This is a genomic window from Pseudomonas corrugata (genome assembly GCF_050920615.1).
Taxonomy (GTDB): Bacteria; Pseudomonadota; Gammaproteobacteria; order Pseudomonadales; family Pseudomonadaceae; genus Aquipseudomonas; species Aquipseudomonas corrugata.
Map to the genome: position 1 here is coordinate 4891603 of NZ_CP130434.1, position 20728 is coordinate 4912330.

Genomic DNA, 20728 nt, shown 5'->3' on the forward strand with positions numbered 1-20728 from the left:
ATCAGATTACCTTCGCTTCGTTTTTCAGTTTCTCGACCAGTTCAGCCACCGACTTGACCTTGATGCCCGCGCTGCGTGCGGCCGGCGCTTCGACTTTGAGGGTCTTGTTGGTGGAGGCGGTGGAAACGCCCAAAGCGTCAGGAGTCAGCACTTCAAGCGGCTTCTTCTTGGCTTTCATGATGTTTGGCAGAGACGCGTAGCGCGGCTCGTTCAAACGCAGGTCGGTGGTGACGATGGCCGGCAGCTTCAGGGAAACGGTCTGCGCGCCGCCGTCGATTTCACGGGTCACGGCAACGCTGTCGCCGGACACTTCGACTTTCGACGCAAAGGTGCCCTGACCGTATCCGCTCAATGCGGCGAGCATCTGGCCAGTCTGGTTGTTGTCGCTGTCGATGGCTTGTTTGCCGAGGATCACCAGCTGTGGCTGCTCCTTGTCGACAACGGCCTTGAGCAGCTTGGCCACGGCCAGGGAAGTCAGCTCCTCGGCGGATTCGACGAGAATGGCACGATCGGCACCCAGCGCCAGCGCAGTGCGCAGTTGCTCCTGGGCGGTGGTCGGGCCGATGGAGACGACGACGATTTCGGTCGCCACGCCTTTTTCTTTCAGGCGTACGGCTTCTTCCACGGCGATTTCGCAGAAAGGGTTCATCGACATCTTGACGTTGGCGAGGTCGACGCCGGAGTTGTCCGCCTTGACGCGAACCTTGACGTTATAGTCGACCACTCGTTTGACAGCTACAAGAACCTTCATGGATTCCTCGTTACTCTCCGGTGAAAAGAAAGTCGCCTAGGCGAACCTGGCGGTTGATGCTCATGGGCGCAAGGGCACCTCTAAAAACGCCGGCATGAACCACACATGACCTTGCTCACGGGAGTGAAGACCGCTCGTCGATGGTGACCGATGAGTCATTCATTATCGCGGCGTGTAAACTGCGCGTCCGAACACGCAATACGTCACTTTGTGCTGCCTTCGCCCTGTCTTTAGAGGTGCTCTTGAAACCAACAGTCAGCCTACGGCGAGCGCAAAACCGCCCGTATCTTGACCGGAACGCCTATTCCGGTCAATACGGCAAAATGGCCAGTCATAAGCCGCACGTCGGTGATTTATCTGGCCTGCGGCTATTTCAAACAAACGTTTGTATTGGACCCTGAGAGTGGTGTAGATATAATGCGCCCCCAAGAGAGAACTGCGGGTCATCCATTGTCGCTTTCGTCTTTTCCCGAAGGAAACAATGGATGCAACGCCCAACCTCCAATTAGAAAAACCGTGAGCCTTGAGAGTAGGAGATAGCCTGTGGAACGCGAATACATGGAATTCGACGTGGTCATCGTCGGTGCCGGCCCCGCTGGCCTGTCTGCCGCCTGCCGCCTGAAGCAGAAGGCCGCCGAAGCCGGTAAGGAAATCAGCGTCTGCGTGGTGGAAAAAGGCTCCGAAGTCGGTGCACACATCCTTTCCGGCGCGGTGTTCGAGCCCCGCGCCCTGAATGAACTGTTCCCGGACTGGAAAGAACTCGGCGCTCCGCTGAACACGCCAGTCAAGCGCGATGACATTTATGTCCTGAGGAACGCCGACACTGCGAACAAAATCCCTGACTTCTTCGTGCCCAAGACCATGCACAACGAAGGCAACTATATTATTTCCCTCGGCAATCTTTGCCGCTGGCTGGCCCAGCAGGCCGAGAACCTGGGCGTGGAAATCTACCCGGGCTTCGCCGCCCAGGAAGCGCTGTTCGACGAAAACGGCGTTGTCCGCGGGATTATCACCGGCGATCTGGGTGTCGACCGTGAAGGCCATCCGAAGGAAGGCCTCTACACGCCCGGCATGGAACTGCGCGGCAAGTACACGTTGTTCGCCGAAGGCTGCCGCGGCCATATCGGCAAGCAACTGATCAAGCGCTTCAACCTGGACAGCGATGCAGACGCCCAGCACTACGGCATCGGTTTGAAGGAAATCTGGGAAATCGACCCGGCCAAGCATCAACCTGGCCTGGTGGTGCACACCGCCGGCTGGCCGCTGGACATCATGGGCACCGAGAACACCGGCGGCTCGTTCCTATATCACTTGGAAAACAACCAGGTGGTCGTGGGCCTGATCGTCGACCTGTCCTACAGCAACACCTACCTGTCGCCGTTCGACGAGTTCCAACGCCTCAAGCATCACCCGGTGCTCAAGCAGTATCTGGAAGGCGGCAAGCGCGTCAGCTACGGCGCCCGCGCCATCTGCAAGGGCGGCCTGAACTCGCTGCCGAAAATGGTCTTCAAAGGCGGTGCATTGATCGGTTGCGACCTGGGCACGCTGAACTTCGCCAAGATCAAGGGCAGCCACACCGCCATGAAGTCCGGCATGCTCGCCGCCGATGCCGTGGCCGATCGCCTGTTCGCCGAATCCGAAGGCGGTGATGAACTGACTGCTTACGTTGATAGCTTCAAGAAGAGCTGGCTGTATGAAGAGCTGTTCGCCAGCCGCAACTTCGGCGCGGCGATCCACAAGTATGGCGCAATCATCGGTGGCGGCTTCAACTGGCTTGACCAGAACATATTCGGCGGCAAGCTGCCGTTCACCCTGCATGACAACAAACCCGACTATGCCTGCCTGAAGCTGGCCGCCGATTGCAAGAAGATCGACTATCCGAAACCGGACGGCAAGATCAGCTTCGACAAACTCAGCTCGGTGTTCATCTCCGGTACCAACCATGAAGAAGAACAACCCTGCCACCTGAAACTGACCGATCCGAGCATCCCGATCAGCAAGAACCTGCCCCTGTACGACGAACCGGCCCAACGCTACTGCCCGGCCGGCGTGTATGAGGTGGTGACCAAGGAGGACGGCGAGAAACGCTTCCAGATCAACGCCCAGAATTGCGTCCACTGCAAGACCTGCGACATCAAGGACCCGGCCCAGAACATCACCTGGGTCTCGCCGGAAGGCGCCGGTGGGCCGACTTACCCGAACATGTAAGCCGATTCGCTGAACATCAAGGCTCCCGCAATGGGGGCCTTTTTGTTGCCTGCAATGAATGGAGCGCCGATCTCCCTGTGGGAGCGAGCCTGCTCGCGAAGGCGGTGTGTCAGCCAGTAAAAATGCCGATAGATGAACCGCTATCGCGAGCAGGCTCGCTCCCACAGGGGATCTGCAGCGGTTCAGGCGGCACGTTCCTCCCCGGGGTTGCGCTCGAAGTAGCGCTTGTACTCCCGGCTGAACTGCGACGAGCTCTGGTAGCCCACCTGATGTGCGACCTGGGCCACGCCCATGCCCTCGCTGAGCAACAGCCGCTGCGCCTTGAGCAGGCGCAATCGCTTGAGGTACTGCACCGGCGACAGCAAGGTACTGCGCTTGAAATGCTCATGAAAGGTTGAAGCGCTCATGTTCGCGCAGTTGGCCAGCGTCTCGACGTTGAGCGGCTCGGTGAAGTGCGCGTGCAAATGGCTCAATGCGGCAGCGATCCGGGCGAACTGCCCTTGCTGCTCCACCAACGCCCGCAACACATCGGCCTGGGGGCCGCGCAACGCCGCGAAGAGCAATTCCCGCAAGCGCGCCTGGCCCATCACCTGGCATTCCAGCGGATCGTGCAGGCAGTGCAACAGACGCTCGACGCATCCGCGCATGGCGCCATCGAGCACGGCGCTGGTCATGGATTCCGGCGTCTGGGCCGCGAGGCTTCGCCCCGGCATCAACCCCATGGCCAGCACCAGCTCGCCCAACAGCGCCCGATCGATCGCAACGGAAATCCCGAGCAGCGGAGCATCGGGCATGGCGTAGGTTTCGCACTCGAACGGCACCGGCAGCGCCTGGATCAGGTAATGCCCGGCGCCGTATTCCAGCGTGCGCGGTCCCAGGTAAGCCAGTTTGCTGCCCTGGGCAATGATCACCAGGCTCGGCTCGTAGAGCTGCGGACCACGGGCGATGTCTTGGCTGCACCGCAGCACTTGTACACCAGGCAGCTGTGTAGGAATAAAGCCGTCACGGGTCGCCAGAGGTTCGATCAGCGAAACCAGCGCCGCGTTGGCATCGAGATAGCGGGTCAGCAACATGGGAAAAACTTCACGGAAAAAGGGATGGGAACATCATCGCAGGTCTGGCGCTCCATAGGATCGATCTACGGCCAAGGTCGGAGGATTAGGCATGACACCCGTAGGAATCGCCATCGCGGGATGCCGCCATGGCTCCCAGAATAGATCGCCTGACTGTTCATTGTTTAGCGAGGTTCACTATGTACACTGCCATCGGATACGCCGCTCAATCGCCCACCGCGCCCCTCGCCCCCATGAAGTTCGAGCGGCGCAGCCCGCAGGCCGACGACGTGGCAATCGACATTCTCTACTGTGGCGTCTGCCACTCCGATATCCACCAGGCCCGCAACGAATGGGGCATCGCGGTCTACCCGCTGATGCCCGGCCACGAGATCGTAGGCAAGGTTACCGCCGTCGGTGCAGATGTCACCCGCTATAAGATCGGCGACTTGGTGGGTGTTGGCTGCATGGTCGACTCCTGCCGCGAGTGCGAAGCCTGCCATGCTGACCTGGAGCAATACTGCTACCAGGGCATGACCCAGACCTATGCCAGCCCGGACCGTATCAGCGGCGGCCATACCATGGGTGGCTACTCCGACAGCATCGTGGTCAACGAGCATTTCGTGTTGCGTATCCCCGCCGCACTCGACCCGGCCAGCGCCGCACCGATTCTCTGCGCCGGCATCACCACCTACTCCCCCCTCAAGCACTACGGCGTGAAGGCCGGTGACAAGGTCGGCGTGCTCGGCATGGGCGGCCTCGGCCACATGGGTATCAAGTTCGCCAAGGCCATGGGCGCCGAAGTGACGTTGTTCACCCGCTCGGCGAGCAAGGCGGAAGAAGCCCGTCGCCAGGGCGCGGACCATGTGATCGTGTCCACCGACGCCGAGCAGATGGCCGCTGCCGCCGGACGCTTCCACTTCCTGCTGGACACCATTCCAGTACAGCACGACCTCAATCCCTACCTGGGGACGTTGCGTTTCGACGGCGTGCACATCCTGGTGGGCCTGGTCGAGCCGATCGATCCGCCGGTCCATGCCGCCAATTTGATCATGGGTCGTCGCGTATTGGCCGGTTCGTTGATCGGTGGCATCGCAGAAACCCAGGAAGTGCTGGATTTCTGCGCCGAGCACAACATCAGTTGCGACGTTGAAATGCTCGACATCCGCCAGATCAACGAAGCCTACAGCCGCATGATCGCCGGTGACGTGAAGTACCGCTTTGTCATCGACATGGCGACGCTCAAGGCCTGACGCAGTGGCCTGTACGGTTAATTCGAGTGCATGAATCAGCCACACAGGCCACTAATCAGACCTTGGCACCCAGCTCCGCCGACAACCGGGCTGTGACCCCTTTGACCAGGGGAATCAGCTCGGCCATTTTTTCCAACGGCATGTAGGGCACGGTGCTGGCAATGCTGATACCGGCGACAATCCGCTTGCCTGCGTCCCGGATCGGCGCCGCCACGCAACGGATCGACGGTTCGTTGTCTTCCAGGTCGAAGGCGTAGCCTCCCGCCACATACTCCACCATTCGCTGCTGGAACTGCTCCCAGGATTGCTCCTGGTGCTGGGGCCAGAACTGATTCTTCCCAGCGGCCGGCAGACTGATTTCGTACAAGCGCCGCCAATTTTCCTCGGGATCATCGAGCATCAGCGCCTTGCCGATCCCCGTGCGTGCCAATGGCATGCGATGACCCACCCGCGAGCGCATTTCCGGGCCGTTGCGCCCCGGATTCTTCAGCAGGTACAAAACTTCGTCACCCTCGCGAATCGCCAGGTGAACGGTGTCGCCGGTCAACGCCGACAACTCGTCCAGATACGGTCCCGCCAGGCTCACCAGCGGCAGATCTTCCCGCGCCTGGAAACCCAGTTCGATCAACTTCGGCCCCAGCAGGTAACCCACCTGTGGCACCACGCGCAGGTAGCGCTCGTCCACCAGGCAACTGGCCAGGCGATGGGTGGTGCTGCGGGTCGTGCCGATCAGCCGGGCGATTTCCTTCAGGTCACGGGCACCGCTGGCGACCGCCTGAACCACACCCAGGCCGCGCAGTAATGTCTGGGTGCCTGTAGGCGCTGCGTCCTTGGTGATTTTTGGATCGTCTTGCTGCATATCCGGCCTTCAACAGTGAGCGGGGAACGGGCCGCATTATGGTCGCCCGCCCCGTCGGACTACAACTCGATGCGCTCGACCTTCCCAACCAGCAGGATGTAGGACAGCGCCCCCACCAGCGCCAGAACGGCGATATAGGTGATGGCCGGGGCAAACGAATCGCCGCTGGCGAGGAAACCGATGACGATCGGCGTGGCGATGGCCGCCAGGTTACCGATCAAGTTGAACACCCCACCCGTCAGCCCGAGCAGCCGCGACGGCGCCAGGGTCGACACCAGCGACCAGGTGATCGATGCCAGGCCGTTGCCGAAGAAAGCCAGCGCCAGGAACGCGATCACCATCGGCGTCGATTCAACGAAGTTGGCGCCAATGATCGAGGTCGAGATCAGCAGCCCGCCAATGATCGGCAGCTTCCGGGCGAACCCGACCGTGGCGCCGCGACGGATCAGCCAGTCGGAAAAGAACCCGGAACACAACACGCCGACAAACGCCGCGAGGAACGGCAGCGACGCCAGCAGGCCGGACTTGATGAAGTCCATGCCGCGATATTTCACCAGGTAGGTCGGGAACCACGTCAGGAAAAACCACAGCGTGGAGTTCAGGCAGAACTGGCCCAGGTAAATGCCCCACAGCTTGCGCCGGGTCAGCACGACACCCAGGTCGGTCCAGCTGAATTTTGCCTTGGTCTCGGCCGCCTCGGCCTGGATGTCCACCAAACCGCCGCCTGCGCGAATCAAATCGATTTCGGCAGCGTTGGCGCCCTTGAAATCCCGAGGCTCGCGATACACCGCGTACCAGATCACCGCCCAGACAATGCCCACCGCACCGGTCACCACGAACACCATGTGCCAGCCGAACGTGTGTTGCAGCCAGGCCAGCACTGGCGTCAGGAAAGCCAGGCCAACGAACTGTCCGGAGGTGTAGAAGCCGATGGCAGTGGCCCGCTCGCGCTCGGGAAACCATGTGGTGACCACACGGCTGTTGATGGGATAGGCCGGCGCCTCCAGGGCGCCGACCGCCATGCGCAGCACGAACAAGGCGATGAAACTGGCGGCAAAACCGAGCATCACCGTGGCCACCGACCACAACAGCAACGCGACGCTGTACAGAATCCGCGGTGGCACGCGGTCCACCAGCCAGCCGCCGGGGATCTGCATGGCTGCGTAGGTCCAGCCGAACGCCGAGAAGATCAGCCCGACATGGATCGGATCGATGCCCAGTTCACTGGTCAGCGCGGGAGCGGCAATCGACAGGTTGCTGCGGTCCAGGTAGTTGATCACCACCGTGATGAAAAGCAGGACCATGATGAAAAAACGCTTGCGGCTGGGCGTCGCCAACGACGCCTGCGCGCTCAAGGTGTGCGCTTGCATGTGAGGTGCCTCTTCTTATGTTTATTGAGGAAACGGGCGCGAGGATGGGGGATCTCCTTGCCGATGGAGATCCTTTGTGGGAGCGAGCCTGCTCGCGATGGCGGTATGTCAGTAGCGCATTAATCAGCTGATCCACCGCGATCGCGAGCAGGCTCGCTCCCACAAGGTTCAGTGGTGGGCCTGGGAACTCACCACTCGGCAAAACTGCCATCGGCATGGCGCCAGATCGGATTGCGCCAGCGGTGGCCGACGGCGGCGCGTTCGATGACGTACTCCTCGTTGATCTCGATACCCAGGCCCGGGCCGTTGGGGATCTTCACGAAGCCTTTGTCGTAGTCGAACACCCGCGCATCCTTGACGTAATCCAGCAGGTCGTTGCTCTCGTTGTAGTGGATGCCCAGGCTCTGCTCCTGGATGAACGCGTTGTAGCAAGCCGCATCCAGTTGCAGGCACGCCGCCAGGGCAATCGGACCCAGCGGGCAGTGCAGCGCCAGCGCCACATCGTAGGCCTCGGCCATGTTGGCGATCTTGCGGGTTTCGGTGATCCCGCCGGCGTGGGAAGCATCCGGCTGGATGATGTCCACGTAACCTTCGCTGAGCACCCGTTTGAAATCCCAGCGGGAAAACAGGCGCTCGCCCAGGGCAATCGGCGTGCTGGTCAGCGGCGCCAGTTCCTTGAGGGCTTCATAGTTTTCGCTGAGCACCGGTTCTTCGATGAACATCAGCTTGTATGGGTCGAGCTCCTTCATCAGCACCTTGGCCATCGGCTTGTGGACCCGGCCGTGGAAGTCCACGCCAATGCCGACGTTCGGCCCTACCGCGTCCCGCACCGCGGCCACGTTGGCGAGCGCCAGGTCGACTTTTTCGAAGGTGTCGAGAAACTGCAGTTCTTCAGTACCGTTCATTTTCACCGCGGTGAAGCCCCGCCCTACGGCTTCTTTCGCCGCGCGAGCGGTGTCCGCCGGCCGGTCGCCGCCGATCCAGGAGTAGACGCGAATCTTGTCGCGCACCTGACCGCCCAGCAGGTCGCTGACCGACACGCCCAGGGCCTTGCCCTTGATGTCCCACAGCGCTTGGTCGATACCGGCCAGAGCACTCATATGGACGGCACCACCGCGATAGAAACCACCGCGATACAGGACAGTCCAGATGTCTTCGATATTGCGTGGGTCTTTGCCGATCAGGTAGTCGGACAATTCCTCAACGGCGGCCGCCACCGTATGGGCGCGGCCCTCGACCACCGGCTCGCCCCAGCCAGTCACGCCCTCGTCGGTTTCGACCTTGAGGAAGCACCAGCGCGGCGGAACGATAAAGGTGGTCAGCTTGGTGATTTTCATCTTGTTGTCTCTCTTGTCAGATGCAGCGCACGCAGCGCTGGAAAAGTCTTCAGTTCAAGGCATTCCATGCGGCCACGTAAGCCTTGGCGCGCACCGCAACTTCGTCCGCCGTCAGGCCCGGCTTGAACAGCCCGGAGCCCAGGCCGAACCCCTTGACGCCCGCCTCGAGGAACACCGCCATGTTGTCCGGCGTGATCCCTCCCACCGGCACCAGCACGGTTCCGGCCGGCAACACCGCGAGCCAGGCCTTGACCACCGCCGGGCCCATTTGCTCGGCAGGAAAAAGCTTCAGCACATGGGCGCCTTCGGCCAGCGCGGCAAATGCCTCGGTAGGCGTGGCGACGCCGGGCGAGAGGTAGAGCCCTGCCGCTTTCGCCGCCCGCAACACGTTCGGATCGCTGTGGGGCATGACGATCACCTGGCCGCCGGCGGCCTTCACCAGCTCCACCTGCTCCGGCGTCAGCACGGTGCCGGCACCGATCAGGCAGTCGGCGGGCAAGGTATTACGCAGGATGCGGATACTTTCGTACGGCTCGGGGGAATTGAGCGGTACCTCAATGACGCGGAATCCGGCGCTGTACAGGACTTCGCCGATGGCTGCCGCTTCTTCAGGACGCAGACCGCGCAGGATAGCGATCAGCCCGTTGTGCGCCAGTGCTTGTGTGAGCATGTCAGACCTCCAGTCAGGTTTAACGCGATACGCTGGATTCAAGCAGCCCGGCCGCCACGGCCAGCTGCCACAAACCTCGTTCGGTGGCCTGTTCAGCCAGGGTCACCCGGGCAAATCCGCAGGCGTCGAGGGCCCGTTGATAACGGGCGCAGAGTTGGGAATTGCCAATCAGCACCACCGTCGGCAAGTGCACGCTGTTGCGCCGATGGCGTTGTGCCGCGGCCAGTGCCGTCAGCTCATGGCCAATCAACAAGCCGGAGAGATAGTCAGCCTGAGCGCTTGCGCCGAGTTCACCGGTCAGCCCCAGGCTGCGAGCGCTGAACACGGTGGACAGTGGCCCGATCTGTCCGTCCGTCGACAGCGCTACCTGCACACCACGATCGAAGGCCACGCCATCGAACGCGACGCCGCGCTGCTGGGTACGGCCGAGAATGCTGTGGTCGCTGAGCACCGCGAAGATTTCGCCGGTCATGAAGGTATCGAAATGCACAATGCAGCCATCGACTACTTCCACCCATTTCGAGTGGCTGCCGGGTAAGCCGATCAGCACCGCTTCGCTCGGCAAGCTGTGCAAGGCGCCGAGTACTTGAGTTTCTTCGCCGCGCATCACATTGGGTAACCGCGAGCGCTGGATCACCCCAGGCACGATATGCACATCGACACCGCGAAGGCTGCGAACGGTTTGCAGGGAATGTCCGAGATTGGCGACGTTTGCCGGTGTGTCGCAGTAAGGCGCTTCGCACCAACCCTGGGCGCTGCCGACCATGCCGCAGGCAATGACGGGCAGGCCCGGCTGCGCGTCCAACCAATCACCGCAGGCCTCGTCGAACGCCAGCTCGAAACCGTCGGTGCATTCCCGACCGGCCACGGTCCGCGGCCCGGAAGGCAACTGCATGATCCCCGACGACAGCGAGCGCTGCTCAAGCACCTCGCCTCCCGCGGCGAGTTTATAAGCCCGTAGTGAGGTGGTTCCCCAATCGAGCGCGATCAATTGCGCCTGCATCCGCTTCACCTGTTCTGTTTTTTGGCAGTGAGTGGCACGGACTATAAACCTGGCCGTAGATAAATCTCAATATATAAATATCACTCCCATATATTGGGACGAACACAAAGACATCCGAAACCATCGCCATCCACTCTCGTCCCTGCTACGTTTCCTGTCCGGATGCCTTAACTCTCAGGGATAATGAAATGGGACAACTGCTGAAAATCCTCGGCCGCACTTCCTCGATCAACGTCAGAAAAGTGCTATGGACCTGCCAGGAACTGGACATCTCCTACGAACGTGAAGACTGGGGCATCGGCTTCAATTCAACTCACGATCCGGCATTCCTCGCACTTAACCCAAACGCTCAGGTACCGGTGATCATCGATGAGAACGGTGTGCTTTGGGAGTCGAACACCATCTGCCGTTACCTGGTAGGCAAGCATGGGCGCAGTGATCTGCTCGCCGTCGAACCAGCCGCACGGGCGAGGATCGAGCAGTGGATGGATTGGCAGGCGACGGAACTCAACCCGTCATGGGGTTACGCGTTTCATGCGCTGGTGCGCAAGAATCCGGATATGCAGGATCCACAATCCATCGCCGCCGGAGTCAGAGGCTGGAACGAAAAGATGGGGTTGCTCGAGCAGCAGTTGAATCGCACCGGCGCCTATGTCGCCGGTGCGGATTTCTCCCTGGCGGACGTGCTCATCGGCCTGTCCGTGCACCGCTGGCGCCAGACGCCCATGGAGCGGCCGGACTACCCGGCCGTCGCCGCGTACTGCAAACGGCTCGAACAACGACCGGGATTTGCCGAGTATGCCGGCGCCGGGTATTCCTGAAACCTTCAATTGCCTTGGGCGAAATCCCGTAGCACCTTGCCGTCCATCCGGTAGCGCACCCATTCTTCCTGGGGTTGCGCGCCGAGGGATTTGTAGAATTCGATCGCAGGTGTGTTCCAGTCCAGGACACTCCATTCGAAACGACCGCAATCGTTGTCGCAGGCGACTTTGGCCAGGTGACGCAACAACGTCTTGCCCGCACCGCCGCCACGCTGTTCGGGCGTGATGTACAAGTCTTCCAGATACAGACAGTTACTGCCCAACCAGGTGGAGTAGCTGAAGAAAAACACCGCGAAACCAATCGGTACGCCATCACGCAGGCAGATCAGCCCGTGGGCAGTTGCGCCTTCGCTGAACAGGCTGCGCTCGATGTCGGCCACACTGGCGATAACTTCGTGACGGGCTTTTTCGTAGTCGGCCAGCTCGGTGATGAAGGCAAGGATTTGAGGCGCATCGCTGGGTTGCGCAGGACGGATCTCGATCGACATGAACGGGCCTTGTAGCCAATGGAAAGCGCCATACTAAGCCGCCACGCGGCACTCGTCACATTTCAATCCAAATGATGACGCACGCTCGAAAGCACCATTCGTCGCCCCCGAGGCACCAACCTCGATCCAAGGCAGCCCAAGATCAGGCAAACATCTGAAAAATGGAGGCGACACCATGATCACTTCAAGGCTGACTGCGTTCACATTTGCCGCACTGCTCTCTTCGGTGGCCTTAGCGGCGTCCACCTCTGGTACCGGACCGACCGACCCGGTGGAGGCTCCCCACTCGCCGGCCACACAGGGCATGCCCAAGTTGAACACCGACGGCACCGGTGGCGGCACCTTGAACAATGGCCAGCCACCCGCCACCGGCACCGATCCGCGCGTGCAAGGTAATGACATGGGCCGTCAGGGTGGCATGAACACGCCGGACTCTGCAGCGCCCGATAACGCCGAAACCGGTGTGGGCTCGAAAACCACCACCGGTGGTTCGGGCTCCGAAGGTGGCGCCAGCCAGTAGCCTCTGCTCACACACTTGAGGAGGAGAATCCCATGCCTCGTGGAAGCAAAGACAAATACACCGCCGAGCAAAAGCGCAAGGCCGGACACATCGAAAAAAGCTACGAGAAGAAAGGCCTGTCCGAGGACACGGCCGAGGCACGGGCCTGGGCGACGGTGAACAAACAGTCCGGCGGCGGCGAGCGTTCCGGCGGTTCGGGGAAACATAAACCGGCCGCGGAAAAGAAAACCGACCGCAAGGAATCGGCCCGTCGTGCGGCCAAGACCCGGGAAGGCCACCCGCGCCGCAGCAGGGCTTCCCATGAAACCCAGACCGTCGACAGCCTGATGAAAGAAGCCCGGGCGAAGAACATTCCCGGGCGTTCGAAGATGCGCAAGCAAGAGTTGATCGAGGCGTTGCGCAAGGCAGCTTGATTGGCGGCGTCAGGGCGGGCCCCATCGCAGGTAAGCCCGCTCCCACACTGAGCCGCGCCGTGCACGGAATCTGTGACTGACACATAACCCTGCGGGAGCCGGGCTTGCCCGCGATGGGGCCCGCCCGGTCGAAGCAGGTTTCAGCGCTGTTTCATGCGGTCGATGACCACGGCGAGCAGCAGGATCGAGCCACGGATGACGTATTGGTAGAAGGTGTCGATGTTCTTCAGGTTCATCGCGTTTTCAATGATTGCCAGAATCAGCACTCCGGCAATCACATGACGGATCATGCCGATCCCGCCGCTTAACGATACCCCACCCAGGACGCAGGCCGAGATCACCGTCAGTTCGAAGCCCTGGCCGATCATCGGTTGGCCGGAGGTCATGCGCGAGGCCAGGATCACACCCGCCAGCGCCCCGATCACCCCATGCACAGCGAAGATGATGATCTTGGTGCGATCGACGTTCACGCCCGCCAGCAACGCCGCTTCCTGATTACCACCAATGGCCATGGTGTTACGCCCATAGGTGGTGTAGTTCAACAACCAGCCGAAGAACACAAAGCAGACGACGGTGATCAGGATCGGTACCGGCACACCGAACAACTGGCCGTTGCCATACACGAAGAACGATTCCTGGGACACACCCACTGCCTTGCCATTGGCAAAGATGTAGGCCAGGCCACGAACGATCTGCATGGTCGCCAGCGTGGTGATCAAGGCATTGACCCGCAGCTTGGCAATGACGATGCCGTTGATCAGGCCAACGATCAGCCCCATCACCAGCGCGGCGCAGACGCCCAGGAACACGCTGTTGGTATCGCGCATCACCACCGCCGCGACCACGCCGGCGCAGGCAATCACCGAGCCGACGGACAAGTCGAAGTGCCCGGACGCCAGGCAATACAACATGGTGCAGGCCGCGATGCCGGTGGTGGAAATCGCCAGGCCAAGGCCCCGCATGTTCAAAGGCGACAGGAAGTTGTCGATCATCAGCGTACAAAGTACGAAGATACCGATAGCCGCCAGCAGCATGACCCAGTCGTCCAGGAAGCGACGCATATCCAGGGGTTTGCGTGCCGTTGGCAGTGCATTGTTTTGAATGGTCATGATTTACCTCTCAGTTCGCCGCGTCGGCAACGCGTTGGCGTGGCAGCGCCAGTTGCAACAGGTTGGATTCGTTGGCCTGGTCACGCGGCAGCTCGCCGCGCATGGCCCCTTCGCACAGCACCAGGATCCGGTCGGAAATGCCCATCACTTCCATCAGGTCGCTGGACACCACAATCACCGCAATGCCATTGGCCGCCAGATTGTGGATGATCTGGTAGATCTCCGCCTTCGCACCGATGTCGATGCCGCGCGTGGGCTCGTCCAGCAACAGGACTTTCATCGGCATCGACAGCCAGCGACCGAGGATCGCCTTCTGCTGGTTGCCGCCGGACAGGTACATGATTTTCTGCCCCGCCGTCGGAGTCTTCACTTTCAACGCCCTGATCTGCTTGTCGGCATTGCCCTTTTCCCAGTCGCCGCGCAGCAGGCAGCCGAAGGTTGAATGGGCACTGCGGGCGCTGATGTTGATGTTCTCACCGACGCTGGCCAGCGGCATGATGCCTTCCTTCTTGCGGTCTTCCGGACAGAGCAGCACGCCGGCGGCGATGGCATCCCGGGGCGAACGCAGTTTCAGCGCCTCACCGTGCAGGACCATGCTGCCTTCGGTCTGGCGTTCCAGGCCGCTGAGCAATCGCAGCAACTCGGTACGTCCGGCCCCCACCAGCCCGAACAATCCGAGGATTTCACCTTTATGCACCTGGAAACTCACCGGCTCACGCAACCCTGGACCGAGCAGGCGCTCGACCTGCAGCGCCACGTCACCGCGCTCACGGGGGCGGTAATCGTAGATGTCCTCGATGTCGCGACCAACCATGCAGGTGACCAACTGATCGTGGGTCAACTCGCTCATGTTGTCGAAGGTGCGCACATAGCGGCCGTCCTTGAATACCGTCACCGCGTTACAGATGCGGAACACCTCTTCCATGCGGTGGCTGACATACAGCACTACTTTGCCCTCGTCCCGCAGACGCGCGATGATCGCCATCAAGCGGTCGATTTCCCGAGCAGAAAGACTACTGGTGGGTTCATCGAAAGCAATTACATGGGCGCCACGGGATAGGGCCTTGGCGATTTCCACCAGTTGGCGCTGACCGAGGGACAGGCGACCGACTTTTTCCTGGGGATCGATTTCGTCGGCCAGGCCTTTGAGCAGCGTCAATGCCTGCTGGCGCAACACGCCGCAGTTGACCAGGCCGAAACGCGCCGGCAGATGGCCCAGGAACAGATTCTCGGCCACCGTCATTTCCGGCACCAGGTGCAGCTCCTGGTGAATCACCGCCACGCCGCTGGCGATGCTGTCGGCCGTGCATTTGAAGGCCATCGTCTGTTCGCCGATCTGCAGCTCGCCGCTGCTCGGGATGTAGGCCCCACCCAGAATCTTCAGCAACGTGGACTTGCCCGCGCCGTTTTCCCCCATCAAGGCATGAACCTGGCCTGGATGGGCAACAAAGCTGATATTGGCCAACGCCTGTACGCCGGGAAAGGCCTTGCCGATTCCATTGAACCGCAAGCTGGCGCCAATGTTGTGTTGCTGTGTCGCTGTTTGCGCTTGCATAACCACCTCGAACTCACAGAGATCAAGCGGCCCCAAGACACCAGGGCCGCTTTTGAATCAACCGGCCGTCAATTCCACAGGCCGATCTTTTCCAGCTCCTGCTTGAAGTTCTCCCGAGTGATCAGCGTCACCTCGTCCATGGCGGTGTACTTCGGTGGTTCCTTGCCGGTGGTGACCCACTCGAACATCATCTCGGCAGTCTTGTAGCCTTCGATGTGCGGGCTAGGCAGCATCGAACCGAAGAAACCGCTGTGGGGCTTCTTCAGCTCGCCAATGGCGTCGGTGCCGTTGATGCCGATCCCGATCACGTTGTCAGCCTTGAACCCGGCGCTTTCAGTCGCGCGCACGCCGCCCAGCACAGTGTTGTCGTTCATGCCGCCGATGATCAGGTTCTTCGCACCGCTGGGCAGTTTCACCAGGGCGGAGTTGGTGGAGTCCATGCTCCCCGGTACGTCGAGGGTCTTGAGCGCCGTGGTGAGGATGTGATCGTCCGGCATACCGGCTTTCTTGAGAGCGTCAATCGAACCGTCAGTGCGTTTCTTGCCGGTGTCCAGCTCGTTGAAGGTGTTGATCACCGCGTAGGTTTCTTTCCAGTCCCAACCACGTTTTTTGGCTTCAGCGGCCATGGCGGCGCCCTGCTTCTGGCCCACTTCGAACGCGGCCATGCCGAGGTACGGCACGTCTTCCATGAACTTGCCGCTGGCATCGACGAAACGGTCATCGACGGCGATGACTTTCATGTCGTTGAGTTTGGCCTTGGCAACGATGGCCGGGCCGAGCGACACGTCCGGCGGGCAGATCACAAAGCCCTTGGCGCCGTTGGCCGCGAGGCTGTCGATGGCCGAGAGGGTCTTCTCGCCATCGGGCACGGCAATCTTGATCACCTTGAAGCCCTTGTCCTTGCCCGCCTTCTCGGCGAACGCCCATTCGGTCTGGAACCAGGGCTCCTCGGCTTGCTTGACCAGAAAACCGATCTTCACTTCTTCAGCCGCCAGCAAGGTACTGCTAAGACCGACCGCGGCAACTGCCAGGGCAACGCGGCACAGGGAACGGATCCCACGACGATGATTCATAGTTGACTCCTTGTTTTTTTTATTGAAAGCCAAACGTCCAGGGTCTGCTCCACCTTCGGTGGCAAAACGCAGGCTGGACGGCACAGCAAGTTGCTACAGCATAGATCCAAATAGTCATATCGTATGATGATTGAATTACAGGCGAAGTTTCCGACTGTAATTCAGGAATATTCAGTCGTGGTACATGACCGAACGTCCACCATCAATGGTGATGCATGAAGCGTTGATGAAAGGTGCTTCATCACTGGCCAGGAACACGGCCGTCATTGCCACTTCGATCGGTTGCCCGATGCGGCGTGGCGGGTGCAGATCCAGCGCGCGCTGGCGTTCGGCATGAGGATCGGCAAAGCCGTTCCAATAGTCGACGTTCAGTTGGGTTTCGATGTAGCCCGGTGCGATGGCGTTGACGCGTATGCCCTTGGGGGCGTATTCGATGCCCAGGGCGCGGGTCAGGCCGAGCAAGCCATGCTTGGCCACCGGGTAAGGAAAACAGCCGGGAATGATGTGGGACGAGTGGGTCGACGCAATGTTGATAATGCTGCCGACGCCCTGCTCGATCATCTGTGGCAACACAGCCTTGCAGCCGTACCACGCACCGTCCAGGTCGATGGCGAAGCAGCGGCGCCAGTCTTCCTCAGTCATTTCCAACGGGTCGCGGAACACATTGACGCCGGCGCAGTTCACCAGCACGTCGATGCGGCCGTGTAATTCAACGGCACGGCGGGCCATGGCCTGCAGGTCCTGCGGGTTCGACACATCGGCCTGCAAGGCTTGCACATCTGCGCCGCGCTCACGCCAGTAGGCGGCAACCTGTTCGACCTTGCCAGCCTGGATGTCGCTGATCACCAGTCGCGCCTGTTGTGAAGCGAAGGCAGCGACGATTGCTTCGCCGATACCTTGGGCGGCACCGGTCAGCAGCACCACTTTGTTCCTCAGCCGCTCACCCTTCGGCGGCTCAGGCACCGGCGGCAAGGAAAGGACCTCAGCCACGGCTCACGACTCCGCTATCCGCTGCCACGACAAAAACCGGGCATCCAGGGATGACCGGCCGAAGGCAATGGGAGGACTGTAGGTCTCGCACGCCACCGGGGCGTACGGGGATGGATCGTTGCATCGCTTCACCTGTTTTGTTTTTTTAGTGTGAATGCATGTTGCTGATGGGCCGACTATAAACCCGGCCACCCAATAATCTCAATATATATATTTACATCCCATATTTTGGGATTCAACCCGAAAAGCGCGTGCAGCTCACACCTGGCACATCGACCCGCATGGACAGCACCGCGCCATCCAGCGGATGAGCCAACGGACTGGCCGCACTGGTGATGTACAGGGTCTTGAGATCTTCTCCTCCAAACACGCAACTGGTGGGACGGCTGACCGGCAGTTCGACCACCCGGTCAACCTGGCCATCAGGGCTGATTCGCAGCAGGCAACTGCCGTCCCAGCGGGCGTTCCAGACATAACCGCGGGCGTCCATCGCCGACCCGTCCGGCCCGCCACGCGAATGAGGGCCGAACCAGACTTCAGCGGGCGCCAGGTTGCCATCGGGGTAGATGAAATGCCGGTACAACGTGCCGTCGAGGCTTTCACCGAAATACACCGTGGTGCCGTCAGGACTCCACAACAGCGTGTTGGGAATGCCTCGCCCACGCAGCAACGGCATGACCCGGCCATCGGTGCCCACGCGAAACAAGCCCCCGGAGCGGTGTTCCAAGGGCAGATCCTCACCGTTTTCACCGATGTTGTTCTGCATGGTGCCGAGCCACAGCTGGCCCAAGTCATCACAGCGGGCTTCATTGGCGCGGTTGCCGGGCTGGGGGTCGGCCATGCACAGCAGCGTCAGGCGCGGCTCCAGGCCTGGCGATTCCAGGTCAAGGCGGTAGACGCCACTGCTCAATGTCACCAGCGCATCCCCCCTCTGTGTCGGGATGAAGGCGGACACGTGCTCGGGCATCTGCCAGATCTGTACATTGGCGCCGATCAACCGCAGCGCCTGTTTGCCGGCAATGTCGACCCAATACAGCGCCTGGGTCGGCGCGTCCCAGAATGGCCCCTCGCCCAGTTTCGCCCGGTGCTCCGTTAACGCCTTCCACATCATTGAAACCTCCCGTTTCCGGCTTGTCCGGCAGTGTCCGTACGACCTGCCATCACCTCTGGGTAGAAGCGCTTGATGGCCAGGTCAGCGTTGTCGATCAGAGTCATGCAGGCCCAGACGCCCCGTGCCGCATCACGAGACGCAATGGCTTCGGCGATGTCCTTGTGGATCGGCAAAGTACGGCGCAGTTCATCCGGATCGGCGGCCGATACCTCGAACGATACCGCCAGCAACGCCCCCAGGGCCGGGATCATTTGTTCTATGAATTGATTGTGGCTGGCGGCAAGGATGCACTCGTGGAAAAACTGGTCGGCCCGGTTGTAATCGGCGCCGCTGTCCACGGCCCGCTCCAGCGCATGGTAGGCCAGGCGGATCGCCTGCACCTGCTCGACCGTTGCACGCTCGCAGGCCCAGCGCACAGCCATTGGCTCGATGGTGCGGCGCAGATCCAACAGGTCATCGACAAAGTTCTCTGGCAGACCGCTGCGTGACAGCCAGCCGACCACCTGTGGATCGAATAGATTCCAGCGCCGCACCGGCAGCACTCGCGTACCTACCTTCGGCCCAACCTCGAGCATGCCTTTGGCCACCAGGGTCTTGATCGCCTCGCGAATCACCGTGCGACTGACGCCCAGTTGCTCGCCCAGGTCCGCCTCGACCTTGATGGTCTGTCCAGGCTTGACCTGGCCGGCGGCGATCCAACCGCCGAGCCAATCGACGGTCGATGCGTGAAAACTGCTGGACATGAAAACCCCGTGGGCCACTCTTATTGGTGGCTCACGCTAATCATCATATGATTGACTGTCAATTGAATTTGTTCTGGGCACATATGTGGGAGCTCCCACAGGCTCGCTCCCGCAGGGGTTACGGTTCCAGGCCGATAGGGAAGAACACCCCACCACTCCACACCCCCAACCAGCGCTGCCCGTCCATCTCACGAGTCACTGCCAGCTCCACCAACTGATAGAACACATTCCGGTGGATCAACGCTTCGAGATTGCTGCGCACATGCACGTATGGCGCCGGCTCCTGGGTATGCGGATCGATCACCACCCGCATCGGATGGTCGGGACCGGCCTCGGTGGTTTCATCGACATGGGTGGTAAAGCGCAACAACTGCCCTTCTCCATGGCCTTCGACCTCCAGGGTCACGGCCACGAATGGCGCATCGTCGACCTGAATGCCGACTTTTTCCACAGGGGTAATCAGGAAGTAGTCATCGCCGTCGCGGCGGATGATGGTGGAGAACAGCTTGACCATCGGCTTGCGCCCGATGGGCGTGCCCAAGTAGTACCAGGTGCCATCGCGCGCGATGCGCATGTCGATGTTGCCGCAGAAGTCGGGATTCCATAAGTGGACCGGCGGCAGGCCTTTGGTCTTGGGGATCTGCCCCAGCAGGTCATTGGCTTTTTGCGGTCCGCTCATGGTGACTCCTTGTGTTTACTCGTCGCTCATCCCCAACAGGCTGCGGGCATATTCACGCAACGGCGTGGCGATGAGATCTTGGGGCTGCTTGTCGTGCAACGTCAGTAAACCGCCACGACTCTTGATACGTGCAGTATCAATCAAATACTGGGTGCTGGTCTCGATCAACATGATCTGAATCACGCTGGTATCGACACCCAGGCGATCCACGGCTTCTTCGTCCAGCCATTCGTCAGAATTGCCGATGCGGTTGTCGGCCTTGGCGAACCGGGTGTACAGCAAGTAATGAGCACCCGCGGCACGGGCCTCGCCCATTGCCTGGTCAAGACCTTCGGGAACACGGGCGCGACGAACCATCGGGAAGTATTCGATGAACCCGTTGAAGGCTTCTTCGGCCACGACATTGGGACGCGGATAGGCGCCACCCGGCGGCGCGAAGGCGCCTTGGGCGATGAAGATGAACGAATCAGGCTGGATACGCAGGTTATTCACACGGCGACTGTCGCTGTGATCCAGCAGACCGGCGTCACTCAGGTGATAACGAACGCCCTCCCCCATGTCGCTGACATTCATACAGCCACCCAGCGCCAAAACGGCCAGCAGCAAAACCAGGCTACGCATCCTACCCTCCAGAAGCCGGTGTCGGAAAACCGGCGAATGGCCGTTGAATGCAGCTTTTGCGCCAGCTCAATGAAAATGGATTGACTGGAACAATGTAATCGC

Annotated in this window: 21 protein-coding genes; 5 read left to right on the forward strand and 16 right to left on the reverse strand. The window is 60.8% G+C overall.

Features of this window, described 5'->3' with window-relative positions:
- Window position 1: 1 nt before the first annotated feature.
- The gene (locus QZH45_RS21685) at window positions 2–751 is read right to left on the reverse strand and encodes an electron transfer flavoprotein subunit beta/FixA family protein (RefSeq protein ID WP_024776877.1); all 750 of its coding nucleotides are present in this window, start codon (window positions 749–751) and stop codon (window positions 2–4) included.
- A gap of 543 nt (window positions 752–1294) precedes the next feature.
- Between QZH45_RS21685 and QZH45_RS21690 the strand changes: the two genes are divergently transcribed.
- Complete coding sequence (locus QZH45_RS21690; protein ID WP_053190773.1) at window positions 1295–2959, forward strand: electron transfer flavoprotein-ubiquinone oxidoreductase; 1665 nt, start codon at window positions 1295–1297, stop codon at window positions 2957–2959.
- A 182-nt stretch (window positions 2960–3141) separates the two neighbouring features.
- On the opposite strand, the gene QZH45_RS21695 is transcribed toward QZH45_RS21690, so the two are convergent.
- The gene (locus tag QZH45_RS21695) at window positions 3142–4032 is read right to left on the reverse strand and encodes an AraC family transcriptional regulator (protein WP_024776879.1); all 891 of its coding nucleotides are present in this window, start codon (window positions 4030–4032) and stop codon (window positions 3142–3144) included.
- Between the two features lie 179 nt (window positions 4033–4211).
- On the opposite strand from QZH45_RS21695, the gene QZH45_RS21700 reads away from it, so the two are divergent.
- The gene (locus QZH45_RS21700; protein ID WP_024776880.1) at window positions 4212–5264 is read left to right on the forward strand and encodes an NAD(P)-dependent alcohol dehydrogenase; all 1053 of its coding nucleotides are present in this window, start codon (window positions 4212–4214) and stop codon (window positions 5262–5264) included.
- Between the two features lie 55 nt (window positions 5265–5319).
- Here the strand turns inward: QZH45_RS21700 and QZH45_RS21705 are convergent, their stop codons facing one another.
- From QZH45_RS21705 to QZH45_RS21725, 5 genes are all read right to left on the reverse strand, one after another.
- On the reverse strand, window positions 5320–6123 hold the full coding sequence (locus QZH45_RS21705; protein ID WP_024776881.1) for an IclR family transcriptional regulator: 804 nt from the start codon (window positions 6121–6123) through the stop codon (window positions 5320–5322).
- Between the two features lie 59 nt (window positions 6124–6182).
- Window positions 6183–7493 (reverse strand): MFS transporter, encoded by a 1311-nt coding sequence (locus QZH45_RS21710; protein WP_024776882.1) that lies wholly within the window; start codon window positions 7491–7493, stop codon window positions 6183–6185.
- A 188-nt stretch (window positions 7494–7681) separates the two neighbouring features.
- Window positions 7682–8830, reverse strand: a complete 1149-nt coding sequence (gene dgoD / locus QZH45_RS21715; protein ID WP_024776883.1) for a galactonate dehydratase — start codon at window positions 8828–8830, stop codon at window positions 7682–7684.
- 49 nt (window positions 8831–8879) lie between these two features.
- A complete protein-coding gene (locus tag QZH45_RS21720; protein ID WP_024776884.1) occupies window positions 8880–9500 on the reverse strand; it encodes a 2-dehydro-3-deoxy-6-phosphogalactonate aldolase in 621 nt (206 codons plus the stop codon).
- A gap of 19 nt (window positions 9501–9519) precedes the next feature.
- Complete coding sequence (locus QZH45_RS21725; RefSeq protein WP_024776885.1) at window positions 9520–10503, reverse strand: 2-dehydro-3-deoxygalactonokinase; 984 nt, start codon at window positions 10501–10503, stop codon at window positions 9520–9522.
- Between the two features lie 188 nt (window positions 10504–10691).
- On the opposite strand from QZH45_RS21725, the gene QZH45_RS21730 reads away from it, so the two are divergent.
- Window positions 10692–11324: a glutathione S-transferase family protein gene (locus tag QZH45_RS21730; protein ID WP_024776886.1), complete on the forward strand. Its 633-nt coding sequence runs from the start codon at window positions 10692–10694 to the stop codon at window positions 11322–11324.
- Window positions 11325–11329: 5 nt separating this feature from the next.
- Here the strand turns inward: QZH45_RS21730 and QZH45_RS21735 are convergent, their stop codons facing one another.
- A complete protein-coding gene (locus QZH45_RS21735; RefSeq protein ID WP_003179435.1) occupies window positions 11330–11812 on the reverse strand; it encodes a GNAT family N-acetyltransferase in 483 nt (160 codons plus the stop codon).
- Window positions 11813–11987: 175 nt separating this feature from the next.
- Between QZH45_RS21735 and QZH45_RS21740 the strand changes: the two genes are divergently transcribed.
- Both QZH45_RS21740 and QZH45_RS21745 read left to right on the forward strand, forming a co-directional pair.
- The gene (locus QZH45_RS21740) at window positions 11988–12332 is read left to right on the forward strand and encodes a hypothetical protein (protein WP_024776887.1); all 345 of its coding nucleotides are present in this window, start codon (window positions 11988–11990) and stop codon (window positions 12330–12332) included.
- A 32-nt stretch (window positions 12333–12364) separates the two neighbouring features.
- Complete coding sequence (locus QZH45_RS21745; RefSeq protein WP_024776888.1) at window positions 12365–12745, forward strand: Rho termination factor N-terminal domain-containing protein; 381 nt, start codon at window positions 12365–12367, stop codon at window positions 12743–12745.
- A gap of 140 nt (window positions 12746–12885) precedes the next feature.
- On the opposite strand, the gene araH is transcribed toward QZH45_RS21745, so the two are convergent.
- From araH to QZH45_RS21785, 8 genes are all read right to left on the reverse strand, one after another.
- Window positions 12886–13854, reverse strand: a complete 969-nt coding sequence (araH, locus tag QZH45_RS21750; RefSeq protein WP_024776889.1) for an L-arabinose ABC transporter permease AraH — start codon at window positions 13852–13854, stop codon at window positions 12886–12888.
- A gap of 10 nt (window positions 13855–13864) precedes the next feature.
- The gene (gene araG / locus QZH45_RS21755) at window positions 13865–15409 is read right to left on the reverse strand and encodes an L-arabinose ABC transporter ATP-binding protein AraG (protein ID WP_055135251.1); all 1545 of its coding nucleotides are present in this window, start codon (window positions 15407–15409) and stop codon (window positions 13865–13867) included.
- 68 nt (window positions 15410–15477) lie between these two features.
- On the reverse strand, window positions 15478–16482 hold the full coding sequence (locus QZH45_RS21760) for a substrate-binding domain-containing protein (RefSeq protein ID WP_024776891.1): 1005 nt from the start codon (window positions 16480–16482) through the stop codon (window positions 15478–15480).
- A gap of 171 nt (window positions 16483–16653) precedes the next feature.
- The gene (locus tag QZH45_RS21765; RefSeq protein WP_053190763.1) at window positions 16654–17472 is read right to left on the reverse strand and encodes an SDR family oxidoreductase; all 819 of its coding nucleotides are present in this window, start codon (window positions 17470–17472) and stop codon (window positions 16654–16656) included.
- Between the two features lie 235 nt (window positions 17473–17707).
- On the reverse strand, window positions 17708–18583 hold the full coding sequence (locus QZH45_RS21770; RefSeq protein ID WP_055135252.1) for an SMP-30/gluconolactonase/LRE family protein: 876 nt from the start codon (window positions 18581–18583) through the stop codon (window positions 17708–17710).
- Complete coding sequence (locus QZH45_RS21775; RefSeq protein WP_024776894.1) at window positions 18580–19326, reverse strand: FadR/GntR family transcriptional regulator; 747 nt, start codon at window positions 19324–19326, stop codon at window positions 18580–18582. Before QZH45_RS21775 ends, QZH45_RS21770 begins: the two co-directional genes overlap by 4 nt.
- A gap of 118 nt (window positions 19327–19444) precedes the next feature.
- Window positions 19445–20005 carry a DUF1285 domain-containing protein gene (locus tag QZH45_RS21780; RefSeq protein WP_024776895.1) on the reverse strand — a complete coding sequence of 187 codons (561 nt, stop codon included), beginning with the start codon at window positions 20003–20005 and terminating at the stop codon, window positions 19445–19447.
- Window positions 20006–20020: 15 nt separating this feature from the next.
- Window positions 20021–20626 (reverse strand): DUF4823 domain-containing protein, encoded by a 606-nt coding sequence (locus QZH45_RS21785; RefSeq protein ID WP_024776896.1) that lies wholly within the window; start codon window positions 20624–20626, stop codon window positions 20021–20023.
- Between the last annotated feature and the right edge of the window lie 102 nt (window positions 20627–20728).